The organism is Streptomyces sp. NPDC031365 (genome assembly GCF_055569765.1).
Map to the genome: position 1 here is coordinate 1 of NZ_JBVIIM010000028.1, position 19,791 is coordinate 19,791.

The 19,791-nt window shown below is 71.3% G+C and carries 18 protein-coding genes and 1 pseudogene; 17 read left to right on the forward strand and 2 right to left on the reverse strand.

The window, feature by feature from the left end; translation table 11 throughout:
* The first annotated feature begins 296 nt into the window (after nt 1-296).
* Complete coding sequence (ftsY, locus tag ACZ5C2_RS30765) at nt 297-1,499, forward strand: signal recognition particle-docking protein FtsY (RefSeq protein ID WP_468798734.1); 1,203 nt, start codon at nt 297-299, stop codon at nt 1,497-1,499.
* An 85-nt stretch (nt 1,500-1,584) separates the two neighbouring features.
* Here the strand turns inward: ftsY and ACZ5C2_RS30770 are convergent, their stop codons facing one another.
* Nucleotides 1,585-2,250 (reverse strand): bifunctional DNA primase/polymerase, encoded by a 666-nt coding sequence (locus tag ACZ5C2_RS30770; protein ID WP_468798737.1) that lies wholly within the window; start codon nt 2,248-2,250, stop codon nt 1,585-1,587.
* A 448-nt stretch (nt 2,251-2,698) separates the two neighbouring features.
* Here ACZ5C2_RS30770 and nsdA point away from each other — a divergent pair, with 448 nt between their 5' ends.
* From nsdA to ffh, 5 genes are all read left to right on the forward strand, one after another.
* Nucleotides 2,699-4,195 (forward strand): transcriptional repressor NsdA, encoded by a 1,497-nt coding sequence (nsdA, locus tag ACZ5C2_RS30775; protein ID WP_468798740.1) that lies wholly within the window; start codon nt 2,699-2,701, stop codon nt 4,193-4,195.
* A gap of 344 nt (nt 4,196-4,539) precedes the next feature.
* Nucleotides 4,540-5,880: an ammonium transporter gene (locus ACZ5C2_RS30780; protein ID WP_468798743.1), complete on the forward strand. Its 1,341-nt coding sequence runs from the start codon at nt 4,540-4,542 to the stop codon at nt 5,878-5,880.
* On the forward strand, nt 5,877-6,215 hold the full coding sequence (locus ACZ5C2_RS30785) for a P-II family nitrogen regulator (protein ID WP_215206978.1): 339 nt from the start codon (nt 5,877-5,879) through the stop codon (nt 6,213-6,215). The genes ACZ5C2_RS30780 and ACZ5C2_RS30785 overlap by 4 nt, the downstream gene beginning before the upstream one ends.
* A gap of 29 nt (nt 6,216-6,244) precedes the next feature.
* Nucleotides 6,245-8,740 (forward strand): [protein-PII] uridylyltransferase, encoded by a 2,496-nt coding sequence (locus ACZ5C2_RS30790; RefSeq protein WP_468798747.1) that lies wholly within the window; start codon nt 6,245-6,247, stop codon nt 8,738-8,740.
* A 220-nt stretch (nt 8,741-8,960) separates the two neighbouring features.
* Nucleotides 8,961-10,511 (forward strand): signal recognition particle protein, encoded by a 1,551-nt coding sequence (gene ffh / locus ACZ5C2_RS30795; protein WP_468798750.1) that lies wholly within the window; start codon nt 8,961-8,963, stop codon nt 10,509-10,511.
* Nucleotides 10,512-10,571: 60 nt separating this feature from the next.
* Here the strand turns inward: ffh and ACZ5C2_RS30800 are convergent, their stop codons facing one another.
* The gene (locus tag ACZ5C2_RS30800; RefSeq protein WP_468798753.1) at nt 10,572-11,426 is read right to left on the reverse strand and encodes a methyltransferase domain-containing protein; all 855 of its coding nucleotides are present in this window, start codon (nt 11,424-11,426) and stop codon (nt 10,572-10,574) included.
* Nucleotides 11,427-12,031: 605 nt separating this feature from the next.
* Between ACZ5C2_RS30800 and ACZ5C2_RS30805 the strand changes: the two genes are divergently transcribed.
* From ACZ5C2_RS30805 to ACZ5C2_RS30855, 11 genes and pseudogenes are all read left to right on the forward strand, one after another.
* Nucleotides 12,032-12,628 carry a hypothetical protein gene (locus tag ACZ5C2_RS30805; RefSeq protein ID WP_468798756.1) on the forward strand — a complete coding sequence of 199 codons (597 nt, stop codon included), beginning with the start codon at nt 12,032-12,034 and terminating at the stop codon, nt 12,626-12,628.
* Nucleotides 12,629-13,047: 419 nt separating this feature from the next.
* On the forward strand, nt 13,048-13,470 hold the full coding sequence (gene rpsP, locus ACZ5C2_RS30810; protein ID WP_468798759.1) for a 30S ribosomal protein S16: 423 nt from the start codon (nt 13,048-13,050) through the stop codon (nt 13,468-13,470).
* 2 nt (nt 13,471-13,472) lie between these two features.
* Nucleotides 13,473-13,712 (forward strand): RNA-binding protein, encoded by a 240-nt coding sequence (locus tag ACZ5C2_RS30815; RefSeq protein WP_003973401.1) that lies wholly within the window; start codon nt 13,473-13,475, stop codon nt 13,710-13,712.
* Between the two features lie 110 nt (nt 13,713-13,822).
* Entirely contained in the window at nt 13,823-14,377 is a 555-nt protein-coding gene (gene rimM / locus ACZ5C2_RS30820; RefSeq protein ID WP_468798762.1) for a ribosome maturation factor RimM, read from the forward strand.
* Nucleotides 14,377-15,210 carry a tRNA (guanosine(37)-N1)-methyltransferase TrmD gene (trmD, locus tag ACZ5C2_RS30825; RefSeq protein ID WP_468798765.1) on the forward strand — a complete coding sequence of 278 codons (834 nt, stop codon included), beginning with the start codon at nt 14,377-14,379 and terminating at the stop codon, nt 15,208-15,210. Before rimM ends, trmD begins: the two co-directional genes overlap by 1 nt.
* Nucleotides 15,211-15,342: 132 nt before the next feature.
* On the forward strand, nt 15,343-15,693 hold the full coding sequence (gene rplS / locus ACZ5C2_RS30830) for a 50S ribosomal protein L19 (RefSeq protein ID WP_030041016.1): 351 nt from the start codon (nt 15,343-15,345) through the stop codon (nt 15,691-15,693).
* Between the two features lie 45 nt (nt 15,694-15,738).
* Nucleotides 15,739-16,479 (forward strand): signal peptidase I, encoded by a 741-nt coding sequence (gene lepB / locus ACZ5C2_RS30835; RefSeq protein WP_468798769.1) that lies wholly within the window; start codon nt 15,739-15,741, stop codon nt 16,477-16,479.
* Nucleotides 16,472-17,560 (forward strand): annotated as a pseudogene (gene lepB, locus ACZ5C2_RS30840) (signal peptidase I); the annotation flags it as partial. The gene lepB (ACZ5C2_RS30835) and the pseudogene lepB (ACZ5C2_RS30840), both read left to right, overlap by 8 nt.
* Nucleotides 17,451-18,434: a signal peptidase I gene (lepB, locus tag ACZ5C2_RS30845; protein WP_468798772.1), complete on the forward strand. Its 984-nt coding sequence runs from the start codon at nt 17,451-17,453 to the stop codon at nt 18,432-18,434. The pseudogene lepB (ACZ5C2_RS30840) and the gene lepB (ACZ5C2_RS30845), both read left to right, overlap by 110 nt.
* 33 nt (nt 18,435-18,467) lie before the next feature.
* A complete protein-coding gene (gene lepB, locus ACZ5C2_RS30850) occupies nt 18,468-19,244 on the forward strand; it encodes a signal peptidase I (protein ID WP_468798775.1) in 777 nt (258 codons plus the stop codon).
* Complete coding sequence (locus tag ACZ5C2_RS30855) at nt 19,234-19,761, forward strand: NUDIX hydrolase (protein ID WP_468798778.1); 528 nt, start codon at nt 19,234-19,236, stop codon at nt 19,759-19,761. The genes lepB (ACZ5C2_RS30850) and ACZ5C2_RS30855 overlap by 11 nt, the downstream gene beginning before the upstream one ends.
* Nucleotides 19,762-19,791: the final 30 nt, after the last annotated feature.

The following is a 19,791-nucleotide window of genomic DNA, read 5'->3' on the forward strand; positions in this document are numbered from 1 at the left end:
CCCCCCCCCCCCCCTCCCCCCCCCCCCCCCCCCCCCCCCCCCCCCCCCCCCCCCCCCCCCCCCCCCCCCCCCCCCCCCCCCCCCCCCCCCCCCCCGGTACGGTCCCGGGGACCAGGCATCCGACGGCGCCTTCGCGGAACCATCACGCCCGATACCGGACGGGTTGTGACCCCACTCCTGAGGGCTTCCCGCCCGGCACGGGGCAGAGCGGCGGGCCGGGCCGGGCCGGTGGGCCCGAAGGGCCCCGCGCGTACAACAAACGGCCTCGCAGGAGGTCACGCCATACTGGGGCTGTTATGGACATCGTCATCCTTGCTGTAGTCATCGCCGTGGTCGTGCTCGGCGCGCTCGGCGGGCTCATCGTCGGCAGCCGGCGCAAGAAGCCGCTGCCCCCGCCGCCGCCCGCCGCGCCCGACATCACCGCCCCTCCGGCCGAGCCGCACGTCGGCGAAGAGGCCGAGACGCCGCGGGAGGAACCGCGGCGCACCATCGAGGAGGTTGATCTTCCGGCGGGCGCCGGTCCCGTCGTCATCGAGGAACCGTCGGCCGCCGAGGCTCCGGTCATCGAGATCCCGGAGCCCACCGCCGGCCGTCTGGTCAGGTTGCGAGCCCGTCTCTCCCGCTCGCAGAACGCCCTGGGCCAGGGCCTGCTCACCCTGCTGTCCCGTGAACACCTCGACGAGGACACCTGGGAGGAGATCGAGGACACCCTGCTCACCGCCGACGTCGGTGTGCAGCCCACCCAGGAACTGGTCGACCGGCTGCGCGAGCGCGTGAAGGTGCTCGGCACCCGGACCCCCACGGAGCTGCGCGGACTGCTCCGCGAAGAGCTGATCACACTGGTCGATCCCACCATGGACCGCACCGTGCACACCGAGAACGAGGCCGGTGGCCCCGGCGTCGTGATGGTCGTCGGCGTCAACGGCACCGGCAAGACCACCACCACCGGCAAGCTGGCCCGCGTGCTGGTCGCCGACGGCAACACCGTCGTCCTCGGCGCCGCCGACACCTTCCGCGCCGCCGCCGCCGACCAGCTCCAGACCTGGGGCGAGCGGGTCGGCGCCCACACCGTGCGCGGGCCGGAGGCCGGCGATCCGGCCTCCGTCGCGTTCGACGCGGTCAAGGAGGGCAAGGACATGGCCGCCGACGCGGTGCTCATCGACACCGCCGGCCGGCTGCACACCAAGACCGGGCTCATGGACGAGCTGGGCAAGGTCAAGCGCGTCGTGGAGAAGCAGGCCCCGCTGGACGAGGTACTGCTCGTGCTCGACGCCACCACCGGCCAGAACGGTCTGGTCCAGGCCCGGGTCTTCGCCGAGGTCGTCGACATCACCGGCATCGTGCTCACCAAGCTGGACGGCACCGCCAAGGGCGGCATCGTGATCGCCGTCCAGCGTGAGCTGGGTGTGCCGGTCAAACTGATCGGACTCGGCGAAGGTGCGGACGACCTGGCGCCGTTCGAGCCAGAGGCGTTCGTGGACGCGCTCATCGGGGAGTGACGCCCAGGACCGACCCCGGCAGACACGAAGCAGCGCCCGCCCCCGAACCGATCGGGGGACGGGCGCTTCGCCGTGTCAGGAGCGATTACCCACCCGACCGGTGTGCCACGTACGCCAGCGTGCCCAGCAGCAGTCGAGCCTCTGGCGGCCGGGAGGCCGAGTCCAGGGAGGGGGAGCGCAGCCAGCGCACTGGACCGAGCCCGCCCCGGTCGGACGGCGGTGCCGTGATGTGCGTACCGGGCCCGAGGCCGCGCAGATCCAGGGCGGCCGGGTCGTCCCAGCCCATGCGGTAGAGCAGTTCGGGCAGGGCGGCGGCGGCACCGGGGGCGACGAAGAAGTGGGCGCGGCCGTCCGGGGTCGCGGCGACCGGGCCGACCGGCAGACCCATGCGCTCCAGCCGGGCCAGGGCGTGGGAGCCGGTGGGCCCGGCCACCTCGATCACGTCGAACGCCCGCCCGACCGGCAGCATCAGCGAGGCTCCGGGGAACTCGGACCAGACCGCCGTCACCTCGTCCAGCGGTGCCCCCGCACGGATCACCGGCGCGTGGTCGAGGGGGTGTGCGCCCGGTGCCCGGCAGCCTGCGCGTCCGCAGGAGCAGGCCCCCGCGGCGGCCCGGACGCCCGGCACCACGTCCCAGCCCCACAGTCCGGTGTACTCGGCCACGACGGTGCCGTCCGACGAGCGGCTCCGGCGGCGCGAGCCGGACCGGATGTCGCGGATGCCCCGACTGATACCGATCGTGAAGCCCATGCCCCCTCCAACGGGTCCGATGTGCCGATGGTTACGCAGCGGACTCGGATCGTGACGCTATGTGTCCGACTTCCCCGTGTCACTTCGCTCCAAGCGGCGCTGTGGGGTGCCAAGGGTGGTGCGTCAGGCGGTGCGCGCCCCTGCGTGCATCGCTGCACTTGCTCTTGGTCGTCCCGTGTCAAGTCAATCGCGGGTCGGCGACGGTGAGTTCATCCGAAGGGGTGGCGAATGGTGGCGATTGCGGTTCCGCCATGGTGGGACGGGTGATCGTAGGGTTACGTTGTGTGCACGGTCTCTTGGGGCACATGCGCAAGCGGGTATGCCGGAGGCAACTCGGCCCTCCGTTCGAAGGGTGGCAACCGCCGGACGGGCGGCCCTGACAACCGGCATTCTGATAGGGCTTGGCGCACTCAGCGACAAGTGGTCTTCAGGGATGGGGGCGTTTCCAGTGAGCGGCAACGGCGACGGCGGGGCGAGCGCAGCGAGTCCGGAGAAACGCCCGAACGGGCTGCTCGCCTCGTGGTTCGTCCGCAGCGGCTGGTCCAAGGGGGAACTGGCCCGCCAAGTCAACCGCAGAGCACGCCAGTTGGGCGCCAACCACATCTCCACCGACACCTCACGCGTACGCCGCTGGCTCGATGGCGAGAACCCGCGCGAACCGATCCCCAGAATCCTCTCCGAACTGTTCTCCGAGCGATTCGGGGTCGTCGTCTCCGTCGAGGACCTGGGACTGCGCACCACCCGCCCCGCGCCCTCCGCGACCGGCGTCGACCTGCCCTGGACGGGCCCGCAGACCGTGGCCCTGCTCAGTGAGTTCTCGCGCAGCGACCTGATGCTGGCGCGGCGCGGCTTCCTCGGGAGCTCGCTCGCCCTCTCCGCGGGCCCGTCCCTCATCGAGCCCATGCAGCGCTGGCTCGTCCCCAGCCCGCCCGCCCCGTCGCCCCGGACCGAACCGGACCAGGCCTCCTCCGTCGCCCGCGCCCGTGGCCGGCTGTCCAAGCCCGAGCTGGACCTGCTGGAGGCCACCACCGTGATGTTCCGGCAGTGGGACGCCCAGTGCGGCGGCGGCCTGCGCCGCAAGGCGGTCGTCGGGCAGTTGCACGAGGTGACCGACCTGCTCCAGGAACCCCAGCCCGAGGCCACCACGCGACGGCTGTTCAAGGTCGCCGCCGAACTCGCCGAACTGGCCGGCTGGATGTCGTACGACGTGGGGATCCAGCCCACCGCGCAGAAGTACTTCGTGCTCGCCCTGCACGCCGCCAAGGAGGCCGGCGACCGGCCGCTCGGCTCCTATGTGCTGTCCAGCATGAGCCGCCAGATGATCCACCTCGGCCGGCCCGAGGACGCCCTGGAGCTGATCCACCTCGCGCAGTACGGCAGCCGCGACTGCGCGAGCCCGCGCACCCAGTCGATGCTGTATGCGATGGAGGCCCGCGCCTACGCCAACATGGGCCAGCCCGGTCGGTGCAAACGGGCCGTGCGGATGGCCGAGGACACCTTCGCCGAGGCCGACGAGTGGGACGAGCCCGATGCCAACTGGATCCGCTTCTTCTCCGAGGCCGAGCTCTACGCCGAGAACTCCCACTCCTACCGCGACCTCGCCTACGTCGCCGGCCGCAGCCCCACCTACGCCTCGCTCGCCGAGCCGCTGATGCGGCGGGCCGTGGAGCTCTTCCGCCAGGAGGGCGGCGAACACCAGCGCTCCTACGCCCTCAACCTGATCGGCATGGCCACGGTCCACCTGCTCCAGCGCGAACCCGAGCAGAGCACGGTTCTCGCCACCGAGGCCATTACGGCGGCGAAGAAGGTCCGCTCCGAGCGCGTCAACACTCGTATCCGAAAGACGGTCGACACCGCCGTACGCGACTTCGGGGACCTCGCCGAAGTCGTCGAACTCACCGAGCGGCTCGCGATCGAGCTGCCCGAGACCGCCGAAGCGGTCTGACCCGGAAGGACCACCAGACCCCGGCCGCGGCCGGCCCTCCCGAACTGCCCGACTCGGCTCCCCCATGCCAGTCATTCGGAGGCCGGCCGCGGCCGGTTTTCCGTCTCCCCGGCCACGGCTCACCGCCGTACACCGAAGGTTGCGCCACGATAACGATCGGCGCTCCCCGGATCCGGCAGTTCATCGACCCGTAACACACCGGGTGCCTTCGTCACGGCGGCGAAACAGCGAGGGGCTTCCACCGAAACGGCGCTGCGTCAATCTCATGGCGCATAACCGGCCCACCCCTCAATCCGCTCCAGGCTTCGCCCGCACGGGGCCGTACCAATGACGAGGAGACGCCGATGGCATCAGCCATCACCCTGGCCGCAGACGCGCCCACGCTGTCAGCCGCCAACACAGGGTTCATGCTCATCTGTTCCGCTCTGGTGATGCTCATGACTCCGGGCCTGGCCTTCTTCTACGGAGGCATGGTCCGCGTCAAGAGCACCCTCAACATGCTGATGATGAGCTTCATCAGCCTCGGCATCGTCACCGTCCTGTGGGTGCTGTACGGCTTCTCCATGGCGTTCGGCACCGACTCCGGCAGCGTCATCGGCTGGAACTCCGACTACGTGGGCCTGAGCAACATCGGCCTGACCGAACTCTGGGACGGCTACACCATCCCGGTCTTCGTCTTCCTGGTCTTCCAGCTGATGTTCGCCGTCCTCACGCCGGCGCTGATCAGCGGCGCCCTCGCGGACCGCGTGAAGTTCACCGCGTGGGCCCTGTTCATCGCCCTGTGGGTCACCGTCGTCTACTTCCCCGTCGCCCACTGGGTCTGGGGCTCCGGCGGCTGGGCCTTCGAGCTCGGTGTCATCGACTTCGCCGGCGGTACGGCCGTCCACATCAACGCCGGCGCGGCGGCCCTCGGTGTGATCCTGGTGATCGGCAAGCGCATCGGCTTCAAGAAGGACCCGATGCGCCCGCACAGCCTCCCGCTGGTCATGCTCGGCGCGGCCCTGCTGTGGTTCGGCTGGTTCGGCTTCAACGCCGGTTCCTGGCTCGGCAACGACGACGGCGTCGGCGCGCTGATGTTCGTCAACACCCAGGTCGCCACCGCCGCCGCCGTCCTCGGCTGGCTCGCCTACGAGAAGATCCGCCACGGCGCCTTCACCACCCTGGGCGCGGCCTCCGGAGCCGTCTCCGGCCTGGTCGCCATCACCCCGGCCGGCGGCGCGGTCTCCCCGCTCGGCGCGATCGCCGTCGGCGCCGTCGCCGGTGTGCTGTGCGCCATGGCCGTCGGCCTGAAGTACAGGTTCGGCTACGACGACTCCCTCGACGTCGTCGGCGTCCACCTCGTCGGTGGCATCCTCGGCTCCCTCCTCATCGGCTTCTTCGCCACCGGCAAGGGCCAGTCCGACGTCGCGGGCCTCTTCTACGGCGGCGGCCTGGACCAGTTCTGGAAGCAGTGCGCCGGTGTCTTCGGCGTCCTCGCCTACTCCCTGGTCGTCTCCGCGGTCCTGGCCTTCCTCCTCGACAGGACCATCGGTATGCGAGTCTCCGAGGACGAAGAGGTGGCCGGCATCGACCAGGCCGAGCACGCCGAGACCGCATACGACTTCAGCGGCGCCGGCGGCGGCGCGGCCCGCACCGCGGCCACCGCCCCCGTCGCCCCGGCCGAGAGCAAGAAGGTGGACGCATGAAGCTCATCACCGCCGTCGTGAAGCCGCACCGGCTCGACGAGATCAAGGAGGCCCTGCAGGCCTTCGGCGTACAGGGTCTGACCGTCACCGAGGCCAGCGGCTACGGCCGCCAGCGTGGCCACACCGAGGTCTACCGCGGTGCCGAGTACACCGTCGACCTGGTGCCCAAGATCCGCATCGAGGTGCTGGTCGAGGACGACGACGCCGAACAGCTCATCGACGTCGTGGTCAAGGCGGCCCGCACCGGCAAGATCGGTGACGGCAAGGTCTGGTCGATCCCGGTCGAGACGGCCGTACGGGTACGGACCGGCGAGCGCGGCCCGGACGCGCTCTGAGTGCGGTCGAACGGAACAGGAGTCGCTGGGTGACGAGTACGGACACGCACAATGGGGCAGAGGACTCGGGACCCAGCGGCTACGCGGCGGCCCGGCTGCGCCTCCTCACCGAGGAGGCGCGGTCCGGGCCGCCGCGCCGTGCCGCCCTCGCGGACCTCACGGACAGCTGGCTCACCGGACTGTTCGCGGCCGGCGCCGAAGCCCCGCGCGGAGTGTCCCTGGCCGCCGTGGGCGGCTACGGACGCGCGGAACTCTCCCCGCGCAGCGACCTCGATCTGCTCCTGCTGCACGACGGCAGCGACCCCAAGGCGGTCGCCGCCCTCGCCGACCGCCTCTGGTATCCCGTCTGGGACCTGGGCCTCGCCCTCGACCACTCCGTCCGCACCCCCGCCGAGGCCCGGAAGACCGCGGGCGAGGACCTCAAGGTGCAGCTCGGACTGCTGGACGCCCGGCACATCGCCGGTGACCTCGGCCTCACCACGGCACTGCGCACGGCCGTACTCGCCGACTGGCGCAACCAGGCGCCGAAGCGACTCCCCGCCCTGCGGGAGATGTGCGAGGAACGCGCCGGACGCATGGGCGAGCTGCAGTACCTCCTGGAACCCGACCTGAAGGAGGCCCGCGGCGGACTGCGCGACGCCACCGCCCTGCGCGCGGTGGCCGCCTCCTGGCTCGCCGACGCCCCGCGCGAGGGCCTCGCCGACGCCCGCCGACGGCTCCTCGACGTACGGGACGCCCTGCACCTCACCACCGGCCGCGCCACCGACCGCCTCGCGCTCCAGGAACAGGACCAGGTCGCGGCCGAACTCGGCATGCTCGACGCGGACGCGCTGCTGCGGCAGGTCTACGAGGCCGCGCGGGTCATCGCCTATGCCACGGACGTCACCTGGCGCGAAGTGGGCCGCGTACTGCGCTCCCGCGCGGTGCGGCCCCGGCTGCGCAAACTGGCAAGGGAGCGAAGCGACTTCCTCAGAAGGGCGGTGGTGGGCGACGGGAGGGCGCTGGGCGGCGGGAAGACCGCGCTCGAGCGCTCCCCGCTGGCCGAAGGGGTCGTGGAACAGGACGGCGAAGTGGTGCTCGCCCGCGCCGCGCGCCCCGATCGCGACCCCGTGCTCCCGCTGCGCGCCGCGGCCGCCGCCGCCCAGGCCGGACTTCCGCTCTCCCTGCACGCCGTACGGCGCATGGCCACCGGCGTTCGCCCCCTGCCCACACCCTGGCCCGCCGAGGCGCGGGAACAACTGGTGACCCTGCTGGGCTCCGGCCGGCCCACCGTGCAGGTCTGGGAGGCGCTGGAGGCGGAGGGTCTGGTCAACGTTCTGCTCCCGGACTGGGAACGGGTCCGCTGCCGCCCCCAGCGCAACGCCGTGCACCTGTGGACCGTGGACCGGCATCTCATCGAGACCGCCGTCCGCGCCTCCGCGTTCACCCGGCGCGTGCACCGGCCCGACCTGCTCCTGGTCGCCGCGCTGCTGCACGACATCGGCAAGGGCTGGCCCGGCGACCACTCGGTGGCCGGTGAGGTCATCGCCAAGGACGTGGCCACCCGCATCGGCTTCGACCGGCACGACGTCACCGTGGTCGCCACCCTCGTACGCCACCACCTTCTGCTCGTCGAGACCGCCACCCGCCGCGATCTGGAGGATCCGGCCACCGTGCGTGCGGTCGCCGAGGCCGTCGGTTCCCAGGGCACCCTCGAACTGCTGCACGCCCTCACCGAGGCGGACGCCCTCGCCACCGGACCGGCGGCCTGGTCGTCATGGCGCGCCTCGCTCGTCGCCGACCTGGTCAAACGGGTCTCCGCCGTGCTGTCCGGGGACCTGCCGGCCGACCCCGCGGACGCCGCGCCCACCGCGGAGCACGAGCGTCTCGCGATCGAGGCCGTCGCCACGGGCGCGCCCGTGCTCTCGCTGAGGGCGCAGACCGAGCCGCCCGCCGAACCCTCCCGCGATCCCGAGCCGCTGGGCGTGGAGCTGCTCATCGCCGTGCCCGACCAGGCGGGCGTGCTCCCCGCGGTGTCCGGCGTGCTCGCCCTGCACCGGCTGACCGTGCGGACCGCGGAGCTGCGCGCGCTGGACCTCCCCGACGGTGTCGAGGGCTCCGTGCTGCTGCTGGACTGGAGGGTCGCCGCCGAGTACGGCTCCCTGCCCCAGGCCACCCGGCTCCGCGCCGACCTCGTACGCGCCCTGGACGGCAGCCTCGACATCGCCGCCCGGCTCGCCGAGCGGGACGCCGCGTACCCGCGGCGGCGGGGGGTGGTCGCACCGCCGCCGCGCGTGACGGTCGCCCAGGCCGCCTCCCGGCACGCCACGGTGATCGAGGTCCGCGCCCAGGACGCGCCGGGGCTGCTGTTCCGGATCGGGCGGGCGCTGGAGAACGCGGGGATGCGGGTGCGGAGTGCGCATGTGAGCACGCTGGGCGCGAACGCCGTCGACGCCTTCTACGTGACGCAGGAGCAGGGAGTGCCTTTGCCGGGTGAAGAGGCGGTGGCCGTGGCGAGGAAGCTGGAGGAGGCGCTGAGGGCGTGACCTTGTGGTCGTTCCGTGTGTTGACCGGGTGAGCTCCCCGCCGAAGCGGGGGTGGTCCGACCGTGAGCGATGACCTCGTCATGATCCTTGGTTGCTCCCCGCCGATGCGGGGGCCCGCCCCCGTCCACTCGCTGCGGTGGGTGGGGGCGATTTGCTTGCCGGGCCGGATACCCTGGAGGGCAGCCCAGTTCCGCCCCCAACCCTGAGGACCGACGCCGCCGTGTTCGATACTCTCTCCGACCGCCTCAGCGCGACCTTCAAAAACCTCCGCGGAAAAGGCCGGCTGAGCGAAGCGGACATCGACGCCACGGCGCGTGAGATCCGCATCGCCCTCCTGGAAGCGGACGTGGCCCTGCCGGTCGTCCGGTCGTTCATCAAGAACGTCAAGGAAAGGGCCTCGGGCGCCGAGGTCTCCAAGGCGCTGAATCCCGCCCAGCAGGTTCTCAAGATCGTCAATGACGAGCTCGTGCACGTGCTCGGCGGCGAGACCCGCCGTCTGCGCTTCGCCAAGCAGCCGCCGACCGTGATCATGCTGGCCGGTCTGCAGGGTGCCGGTAAGACCACCCTCGCGGGCAAGCTCGGCCGCTGGCTCAAGGAACAGGGCCACTCCCCGGTGCTGGTCGCCGCCGACCTCCAGCGGCCGAACGCGGTCAACCAGCTGAGCGTCGTCGCCGAGCGCGCGGGCGTCGCCGTCTACGCGCCCGAGCCGGGCAACGGTGTGGGCGACCCGGTGAAGGTCGCCAAGGACTCCATCGAGTTCGCGAAGACCAAGGTCCACGACATCGTGATCGTGGACACCGCCGGCCGTCTGGGCATCGACCAGGAGATGATGCGGCAGGCCGCGGACATCCGCGACGCCGTCAGCCCCGACGAGATCCTGTTCGTCGTCGACGCGATGATCGGCCAGGACGCGGTCAACACCGCCGAGGCGTTCCGCGACGGCGTCGGCTTCGACGGCGTGGTGCTCTCCAAGCTCGACGGTGACGCGCGCGGTGGTGCGGCCCTGTCGATCCGCCAGGTCACCGGCAAGCCGATCATGTTCGCGTCCAACGGCGAGAAGCTCGACGACTTCGACGCCTTCCACCCGGACCGCATGGCCTCCCGCATCCTCGACATGGGCGACCTGCTCACCCTGATCGAGCAGGCGGAGAAGACGTTCAGCCAAGAAGAGGCCGAGAAGATGGCCTCGAAGCTGGCGTCGAAGAAGGGCCAGGACTTCACCCTGGACGACTTCCTGGCCCAGATGGAGCAGGTTCGGAAGATGGGCAGCATCAGCAAGCTGCTCGGCATGCTCCCGGGCATGGGCCAGATCAAGGACCAGATCAACAACCTCGACGAGCGGGACGTCGACCGCACCGCCGCGATCATCAAGTCGATGACCCCGGCCGAGCGCCAGGAGCCGACGATCATCAACGGCTCGCGCCGTGCCCGTATCGCCAAGGGCTCCGGTGTCGAGGTCAGCGCGGTGAAGAACCTGGTCGAGCGGTTCTTCGAGGCGCGGAAGATGATGTCCCGCATGGCGCAGGGCGGCGGCATGCCGGGGATGCCCGGGATGCCGGGCAGCGGTGGTGGTCCGGGCCGGACGAAGAAGAAGCAGAAGCAGGCCAAGGGCAAGCAGCGCTCCGGAAACCCGATGAAGCGCAAGCAGCAGGAGCAGGAGGAGGCCGCGCGCCGCGCCGCCGCCGCGGAAGGCGGCAGCGCTTTCGGTCTGCCCCAGCAGGGCGGCAAGGACTTCGAGCTGCCCGACGAGTTCAGGAAGTTCATGGGCTGAGGCCCTCGACGGTGTGCCGCTGGGGCGTCCCTCTCCGGAGGGGCGCCCCAGCGGCATGTCTCAGGGGGTGCGCGCGACGAGATAGCGGAACACGTTCGGCATCCACACGGTCCCGTCCGGCCGCAGGTACGGATGCAGGGCTTCCGCCAGTTCCTTGTCCACCTGCGCCTGGTCCGTCGCGGTGATCGCCGGATCGAAGAGTCCGGTCGACTTCAGACCCCGTACCGCGCTGTCCGCGTCGGCGTAACCGAACGGGCACGCCACCCGCCCGGAGCCGTCGGGCCGCAGGCCCGCCCGCGCGGCGACCCGTTCCAGGTCGTCGCGGTCGGTGGGCCGCCAGGCAGCCGTGCCGCGCAACGGCTCGGCCAGTTCGGTGGCGACCCGGAGCACGGACGCCGTGGAGCAGCGCTCCGGCGGACCCCAGCCGGCCAGCACGACGGCGGCGGCGCGCCCGGCGAGCGGCACTGCCTCGGCGAGCAGCCGGCTCAGCCGCTCCCCGTCCCCCGAGAGGCAGCCGATCGGCTCGAAGGCGGTCACGACGGTGTGGGCGGGCGCGTCCGAGCGGGCCGTGTCCGCCGGTGAACCGTGCACGATCCGAATGCCGGGACGCGCGCGTGCGTCCCGGCCGTCGGGCAGCAGCCGTTCGCGGGCGAGGGCCAGCCGGTCGGCGCAGGTGTCGACACCGGTGACCGCGGCACCGCGCGAGGCCGCCAGGAGCAGGGCCAGTCCGGAGCCGCAGCCGAGGCCGAGAAGTCGCGTCGCGGGACCCACGTCCAGTCGCTCGTAGACGGCCTCGTAGAGCGGTACGAGCATCCGCTCCTGGATCTCGGACCAGTCACGCGCGCGTGCACGCAGGTCCACGTGGGGGACGGCCCCCGTGTGGGGCAGGTGCTGCCGCACGAGCGTAGGTGTCATAGGTAAGCGCCCCAATCAGCCGAGAGTTGCCGCAGTGCCCGATTCCCTGGCCCCCGTACCGTGCGCCCGCACACCCCCCGTATGCCAGGAAACTCCGACCTCGCCGTGTCGTCCAGTGGAATGCCACGGCGGCTTGGTACTTGCGGTACTTGCCTGTGCCAGTGGCAAGAATTCACGTTCCGGTCATCCGAGGCCGTACGGCCCGCCACGGCGAAGGCGTCCGTGCGCCGGTTCCGGCCAATGTCGGCCACATGCCGGTGCGATGCGGATGAGGTGCCGGTGCGGGGCGGTGCGCGGTGCGGCGGGGGGACGGGGTAACGTCGCGGTCCCGGCGGTCCGGCGAGCCGGACGCCAGGTCGCCGGAAGAGCGGCCGAAACGCCCCTTGCGCGTCCGTGAACCTCACGCGCGCCGGCGCATGGAGACCGCCTACACGCCGGGGCGTACGTCAGCCTACGCACCACCTTGAGGTGAGCTGCGAGGCTTCTCCGCAGATCAGCGCACCCGCCCTCGTCAGGACGCATCAGCGGCAACTGACGGGTACGTGCAAATTATTTGGGATGCCCCGGAATCGGAACACAGAGGCACCTGCGCTCGTTGTCATTACGTGAGCACGACACAGACACCACCTGTTCTCGCCGCAGAGCTGGCACAGGCGTGGGCCGATATTCAGCGGTACCACCCCGAGCTGCCCGATCTTGCCGCGCCCGAGTCCCTGATCGGGGAGTCGTCGTCCGCGTGCGGTCACGAGCTCTCCTTCGAACGACTGCTGCACGAGGCAGTCCACGGCGTCGCCGCCGCGCGCGGTGTACGCGACACATCCCGCGCCGGCCGCTACCACAACCGCAGATTCCTCGCGATCGCCGAGGAGCTGGGCCTGGATCATCCCGAGGAGCCGCATCCCAGCAGCGGCTTCTCACTGGTCACGCTCACTCCGGAGGCGAAGCGCCGCTACCGCCCGACGACGGAACGCCTCCATCGCGCCCTGAAGGCCCACACCGCGGCGACCGCGGGCGACACCGCCCGCAGCTTCCGCGGGCCGGCCGCACGGCACGGATCCTCCGGGGGCGGGGTGCGCGTGAAGGCCGTCTGCGACTGCGGCCGCAACGTCCGCGTCGTCCCGTCCGTCCTGGCCCAGGCCCCCATCGTCTGCGGCGGCTGCGGCAAGCCGTTCCAGATCCCGGAGGTCATGGCAGCAAGCTGAAGCCCCGGCACCTCGTGGGTGCCGGGGCCCCGGCGTTGTTGCGGTTCTTCGTGCCGCCCCCACTGGGGCAGTCGTTCCTCCCCCAGGGCCCGGCAGGGCCCTGGGGGTGCCCCGGGGCGGCAAGGGAAGCGATGAGGATGACCCCGCTCGATCGAGCCGGGAGCGGGGGAGGCAGCCCGTACACCCCGGGCCGCGTACGTTCACCGGAACGCCAGGTGTCCCACCGGCGTGCCCGCTTCCGGCCGCCCCGCGGTCAAGCCGGTCCCACAGCGTGTGGCACAATGGCTAGCTGTACTCGACAGTCGCACAGGACCCCTCTCTCCTCCGGCTGACGCGTCCATCGGGCACTCGGGTACCGCAACCCCACGCGGCATCTCCCGCCGTGCCCACCCACGTCAAATCCAGGAGAACCCACTCCCGTGGCAGTCAAGATCAAGCTGAAGCGTCTGGGCAAGATCCGTTCGCCTCACTACCGCATCGTCGTCGCCGACTCCCGTACCCGCCGTGACGGCCGGGCCATCGAGGAGATCGGCAAGTACCACCCGACGTACAACCCGTCGGTGATGGAGGTCGACGCCGATCGCGTGGCCTACTGGCTGGGCGTCGGCGCCCAGCCGACCGAGCCCGTGCTCGCCATCCTGAAGAAGACCGGCGACTGGCAGAAGTTCAAGGGCGAGCCCGCCCCGGCCCCGCTGCTGCAGCAGGCCGAGAAGCCCGCCCGTCCGTCGTTCGAGGCGTTCGGCGGCGACGACGAGGGCAAGGGTGAGGCGATCACCCAGAAGAAGAAGGCCGAGAAGAAGGACGAGGCCTCCGCTGCGTCCTCTGCGCCGACCGAGGCCTGAGCATGCTCGAGGAGGCTCTCGAGCACCTCGTGAAGGGCATCGTCGACAACCCTGACGATGTGCAGGTCGCCTCGCGCAACCTGCGGCGCGGGCGCGTGCTCGAGGTCCGGGTCCACCCGGATGATCTCGGCAAGGTGATCGGTCGCAACGGCCGCACCGCACGCGCTCTGCGTACCGTCGTGGGCGCCATCGGCGGCCGCGGTGTCCGAGTCGACCTCGTCGACGTGGACCACGTCCGCTGACGCCAAACGCAGCACCGGCTCGGGCCGGGGAGGGCCTCTGGGCCATCCCCGGCCCGTAGTCGTATGAGCCCGTGAGTGGCTCGTCGCAGTTCGACAGGAGATCAAGCACAGTGCAGCTGGTAGTCGCTCGCATCGGCCGTGCCCATGGCATCAAGGGCGAGGTCACCGTTGAGGTCCGTACCGACGAACCGGAGCTGAGGCTCGGGCCGGGTGCCGTCCTGGCCACCGAACCCGCCTCGGCCGGACCGCTCACCATCGAGACCGGCCGGGTGCACAGCGGCCGCCTCCTGCTGCGCTTCGCGGGCGTCCACGACCGCACCGGCGCCGAGGCGCTGCGCAACACCCTCCTCATCGCCGATGTCGACCCGGACGAGCGGCCCGAGGACGAGGACGAGTACTACGACCACCAGCTGATCGACCTCGACGTCGTCACCAAGGACGGCGAGGAGGTCGGCCGGATCACCGAGATCTCGCACCTGCCCACCCAGGACCTGTTCGTGGTCGAGCGCCCCGACGGCACCGAGGTGTATGTGCCGTTCGTCGAGGAGATCGTCACCGAGGTCGACCTGGAGGAGCAGCGCGCGGTCATCGACCCGCCGCCGGGTCTGATCGACGACCGCGCGGAGGTGGCGTCCGCGCGGGACGCGGCCGGGGAAGAGGCGTAATGCGGCTCGATGTCGTCACGATCTTCCCCGAGTACCTGGAACCGCTGAACGTCTCCCTCGTCGGCAAGGCCCGCGCCCGCGGTCAGCTGGACGTGCACGTGCACGACCTGCGCTCCTGGACCTACGACCGGCACAACACCGTCGACGACACCCCGTACGGCGGCGGCCCCGGCATGGTCATGAAGACCGAGCCGTGGGGAGACGCGCTGGACTCGGTCCTGGCGGACGGCTACGAGACCGGCTCCCGCGAGCCGGCCCTGATCGTCCCCACCCCCAGCGGCCGTCCCTTCACGCAGGAACTGGCGGTCCACCTCTCCGAGCGCCCCTGGCTGATCTTCACCCCGGCCCGCTACGAGGGCATCGACCGCCGCGTCGTCGACGAGTACGCCACCCGGATGCCCGTGTACGAGGTGTCCATCGGCGACTACGTCCTGGCCGGCGGCGAGGCGGCGGTCCTCGTCGTCACCGAGGCCGTCGCCCGGCTGCTCCCCGGCGTCCTCGGCAACGCCGAATCGCACCGCGACGACTCCTTCGCGCCCGGCGCCATGGCCGGCCTGCTGGAAGGCCCCGTCTACACCAAGCCGCCGCAGTGGCGCGACCGGGGGATCCCCGACGTGCTGCTCAGCGGCCACCACGGGAAGATCGCCCGCTGGCGGCGCGACGAGGCACTGCGTCGGACCGCGGCGCACCGGCCCGACCTCATCGAACGCTGCGATCCCCAGGCCTTCGACAAGAAGGACCGCGACATGCTGTCCATCCTGGGCTGGGAGCCGGACCCCGCGGGAGAGCCGTACGGCCGATTTTGGCGCAGGACCGACGGCGTGGAAGAATAGGCCGCTGTCGTGCGTCGTCCGGTGTGCGCCCCTGCCGCAGGGGGACATGACGCCCGCCCGCATCGCACCTCTGTGATCCGAAACTCTAGTTGCCGTTGATGACCTGTGGCATCAGCGAAGAAAGCAGACGAAATGTCTCACCTGCTCGACTCCGTCGACTCCGCGTCGCTGCGCAGCGACGTCCCCGCCTTCCGCCCCGGCGACACCGTCAACGTCCACGTGCGCGTCATCGAGGGCAACCGCTCCCGTGTGCAGCAGTTCAAGGGCGTGGTGATCCGCCGCCAGGGTGCCGGCGTCCGCGAGACCTTCACGGTCCGCAAGGTCTCCTTCTCCGTCGGCGTCGAGCGCACCTTCCCGGTGCACACCCCGATCGTGGAGAAGATCGAGCTCGTCACCCGCGGTGACGTGCGTCGCGCCAAGCTGTACTACCTGCGTGAGCTGCGCGGCAAGGCGGCGAAGATCAAGGAGAAGCGCGACAACTGAGCGCTTTACCGGCGTCACGCCGGGGCCGGATAGCATTTGGCCCCGATGGACACCGAAGCACAGCCGACGGAGCGCGACCGTTTCTTCCCCCCGGCCGGACCCGAGGACGCCTCGGGGACGCCGGGGCCGGAGGAGCGGTCGCGCTCCGCGTTGGTGCCGCGCATCACGCACTGGCTCCCCGGCGGGCGCATAAGTCTGACCCTGCTGCTCTGCCTGCTGTTCCTGCTGGCCGTCAACACCTTCGTGGCGCGGCCGTTCGAGATCCCGAGTGGATCGATGGAACCCGGATTGAGGGCCGGCGACCGCGTGCTCGTAAACAAGTTGGCATACCGCTTCGGCGACGGGCCGGAGCGCGGCGACGTGATTGTGTTCGACGGCACCGGGTATTTCGGTGACGCCGACTACATCAAGCGGGTCGTCGGGGTGGGCGGAGACCACGTGGTCTGCTGTGACGGGGAGGGGAGGATCCGGGTGAACGGCCGTTCGCTCGACGAGTCGGGCTTCCTGTTCCCCGGCGAGGGCCCCTCCACGGTGCCGTTCGACGTCGTCGTGCCCGACGGGAGGCTGTTCGTCCTCGGTGACCACCGCGGCAACTCCAGCGACTCCCGCGACCACCTCGGCTCGCCCGGCGGCGGCATGATCCCCGTGGACGAGGTGATCGGCCGCACCGAAGGGATCGTATGGCCCTTCGGCCGCGCCACCCGGTTGCAGCGGCCCGACGCCTACGCCCGCGTGCCCGCGCAGGAGGCGGCGGCGGCCCGTCCGGCGGGGGGCGGCCATGGGTAACCGCGGCAAGCCCCGCGGTGTCCCGGAGAGCGCCGCGGAGAACCTGTTGCCCACCGGCTCCCGTCGCGCGGCCGCAGGGTCTCCGGGACGCAGCCGGGCCGAGCGCCGCAAGCTCCAGCGCAAGGTCAAGCGACGCCGCAGGCGGGGCGCGGTGAAGGAGATCCCTCTCCTCATCGGTGTCGCGGTCCTGATCGCGCTGGTGCTCAAGACGTTCCTCGTCCAGGCCTTCGTCATCCCCTCCGGCTCCATGGAGCAGACGATCCGGATCGGCGACCGGGTGCTGGTCGACAAGCTCACGCCGTGGTTCGGCTCCAAGCCGCAGCGCGGGGACGTCGTGGTGTTCAAGGACCCCGGCGGCTGGCTCCAGGACGAGCGGACCGCCCCGAAGAAGGACGACCCCGTCGGGATCAAGCAGATCAAGGAAGGGCTCACCTTCATCGGACTGCTGCCGTCGGAGAACGAGAAGGACCTCATCAAGCGGGTGGTCGGCGTCGGCGGCGACCGGGTCCAGTGCTGCGACGAGCAGGGCAGGGTCACGGTCAACGGCGTTCCCTTGGAGGAGGACTACCTCTACCCCGGCAACGCCCCCTCGACGACCCCGTTCGACATCACCGTGCCCGAGGGACGGCTGTGGGTGATGGGCGACCACCGGGCGAACTCCGCGGACTCCCGTTCCCACCAGGACACCGACTACGGCGGCACCGTCTCCGAGGAGGAGGTGGTGGGCCGGGCCATGGTCATCGCCTGGCCGCTCGGCCACTGGAGCACCCTGGAGGAACCCACGGCCTACGCGTCCGTGTCGGACGCCGCGCCGGGGTCGACCGCTGCCGCCCCGCTGTCGCATAGGGTTGCCCCGGACGATCCCAACGGAATGGTCCAGCTCCCGAGCCCTGCGGAACTCCCGCTCGTTATGGGAGTGGTGGGCCTGCGCCGGGCACGGCGTGGGCGGCGACAGAGAGTGAGGAGTTGGCGTGGGGGATGCGGCGGTTGGCGCACGGTCCGGGCGCGAGGGCGAGGAGCACCGCGGACGTCCCGCGGAGGCGGCCTATCCGGCGGCGGACGACTCCGTGACCTCCGGGAAAGCCTCCTCGGCGGGTGGCGACGGTCCCGGGGACGGACAGCCCCCGACCGATCAGGGAGGTTCGGGCGACGGCTCCCCCCGGGCGAAGCAGCCCCGTTCCTTCTGGAAGGAACTGCCCATCCTGATCGGTATCGCGCTGGTGCTGGCGCTGCTGATCAAGACGTTCCTGGTGCAGGCGTTCTCCATCCCCTCCGACTCGATGCAGAACACCCTCCAGCAGGGTGACCGGGTCCTGGTGGACAAGCTCACCCCCTGGTTCGGCTCCGAGCCCGAGCGCGGTGAGGTCGTCGTCTTCCACGACCCCGACAACTGGCTGGCGGGCGAACCGACTCCCGACCCGAACCCCCTGCAGAAGGTCCTGAGCTGGATCGGTCTGATGCCGTCCGCGGAGGAGAAGGACCTGATCAAACGGGTTGTCGGGGTCGGTGGTGACACGATCGAGTGCAAGGGAACCGGCCCGCTGAAGGTCAACGGCAAGGCGCTGAACGAGCCGTACGTGTATCCCGGCAACACCCCGTGCAGCCAGGACGACCAGGGCGGCCAGGGCAAGGTGAAGGTTCCCGAGGGCCACATCTGGGTCATGGGTGACCACCGCCAGAACTCCCGGGACTCGCGGTACAACCAGGCCGACAAGAACAACGGTTTCGTCCCCGTGGACAAGGTCGTCGGCCGCGCCATCGTCATCGCCTGGCCGGTCAACCGCTGGTCCAACCTGCCCGTCCCGGACACCTTCGACCAGCCTGGCCTGAACGCCGCGTCGTCCGCCGCGGCCCTGTCGGTCGCGCCGCAGGGTCTGGCGCTCATGGGCGCGGTGCCGCTGGTCCTCTGGCGGCGCCGGCGGTACGGGGGCGGAGCGGGCCGGGAAGAGGGCTGACCCCGTCCGGTACTGCCGGGTAGGGTGCGGCCCATGAGTGGTCAGAGCACGACGCGTACGGTCCCCGGCACAGGCGGCCCGGGCAGTGCCCGGGCGGGCGGCCGGACCGGTCAGCGCCTGTCCAACCTGGCCGTGGCCCTGGGCCTGGTGCTGTTCCTCGGTGGATTCGTCTGGGGAGCGGTGGTGTACCGGCCGTACACGGTGCCCACCACCTCGATGGCGCCGACGATCGGCGCGGGCGACCGGGTGCTGGCCCAGCGCATCGACGGTGGTGAGGTCCGCCGCGGTGACGTCGTCGTCTTCACGGACGCGACGTGGTCGAACGTGCCCATGGTGAAACGGGTGGTCGCCGTCGGCGGTGACAAGGTCTCCTGCTGCCAGGAGGGCAAGCTGAAGGTCAACGGCGAGGAGATCGACGAACCGTATCTCCCCAGGGACTCGGTGACCGGGTTCGCCACCTTCCCCGAGGTGACCGTGCCGAAGGGGCGCCTGTTCCTGCTCGGCGACGAGCGCTCCGGGTCGGTGGACTCCACGGCCCACCTGACCGACGCCGCCCGCGGCACCGTCTCCCGCGCTGCGGTCCAGGGCCGGGTCGACGCCGTGGTCTGGCCGATGGACGGCCTGCTGACGGCGCCCACCGGCTTCGAGGAGCTCGGCGCGCTCTCCTCGCCCGGTCCGCTCAGGACCGTCGCCGCCGCGGTGATCGCCGGTGCCGTCCTCGTCCTCGGCGGGGCCGCCTACGGCCCGCTCGCCAAGCGGGCGGGGGCGTCCCGGACCCGGGGGAACAGGGGGAGCGCCGGTGTCGGCTGAGCCGGTCCCGGCGGTCGAGGGCTCCTACGAGGGCGGACTGCGCAGGGTCGCCCGGGTGGTGCTGCTCGATCCGCGGGACCGCATCCTTCTGCTGCACGGCCATGAGCCGGACGACCCCGCCGACGACTGGTGGTTCACGCCCGGTGGCGGCGTCGAGGGCGAGGAGACCCGTGAACAGGCCGCGCTGCGCGAACTCGTGGAGGAGACCGGTATCACGGACGTCGAGCTGGGGCCCGTGCTGTGGCGGCGCAGGTGCTCCTTCCCGTTCGCGGGGCGCCGCTGGGACCAGGACGAGTGGTACTACCTCGCCCGCACCACCCAGACGGCGACCGCGGCCACGGCGCTGACCGAGCTGGAGCGGCGCAGCGTCGCCGGATCGCGCTGGTGGACGTGCCCGGAACTGGCCCGGGCCCGTGAGACGGTGTACCCGACCAGACTCGCCGGGCTGCTGCGGACACTGCTCGACGAAGGTCCCCCCGCCCGCCCCGTGACCCTGGACACCGAAATCGTCCGGTGAATCCCGGGGCTGGCGCACAATGGTGGGATC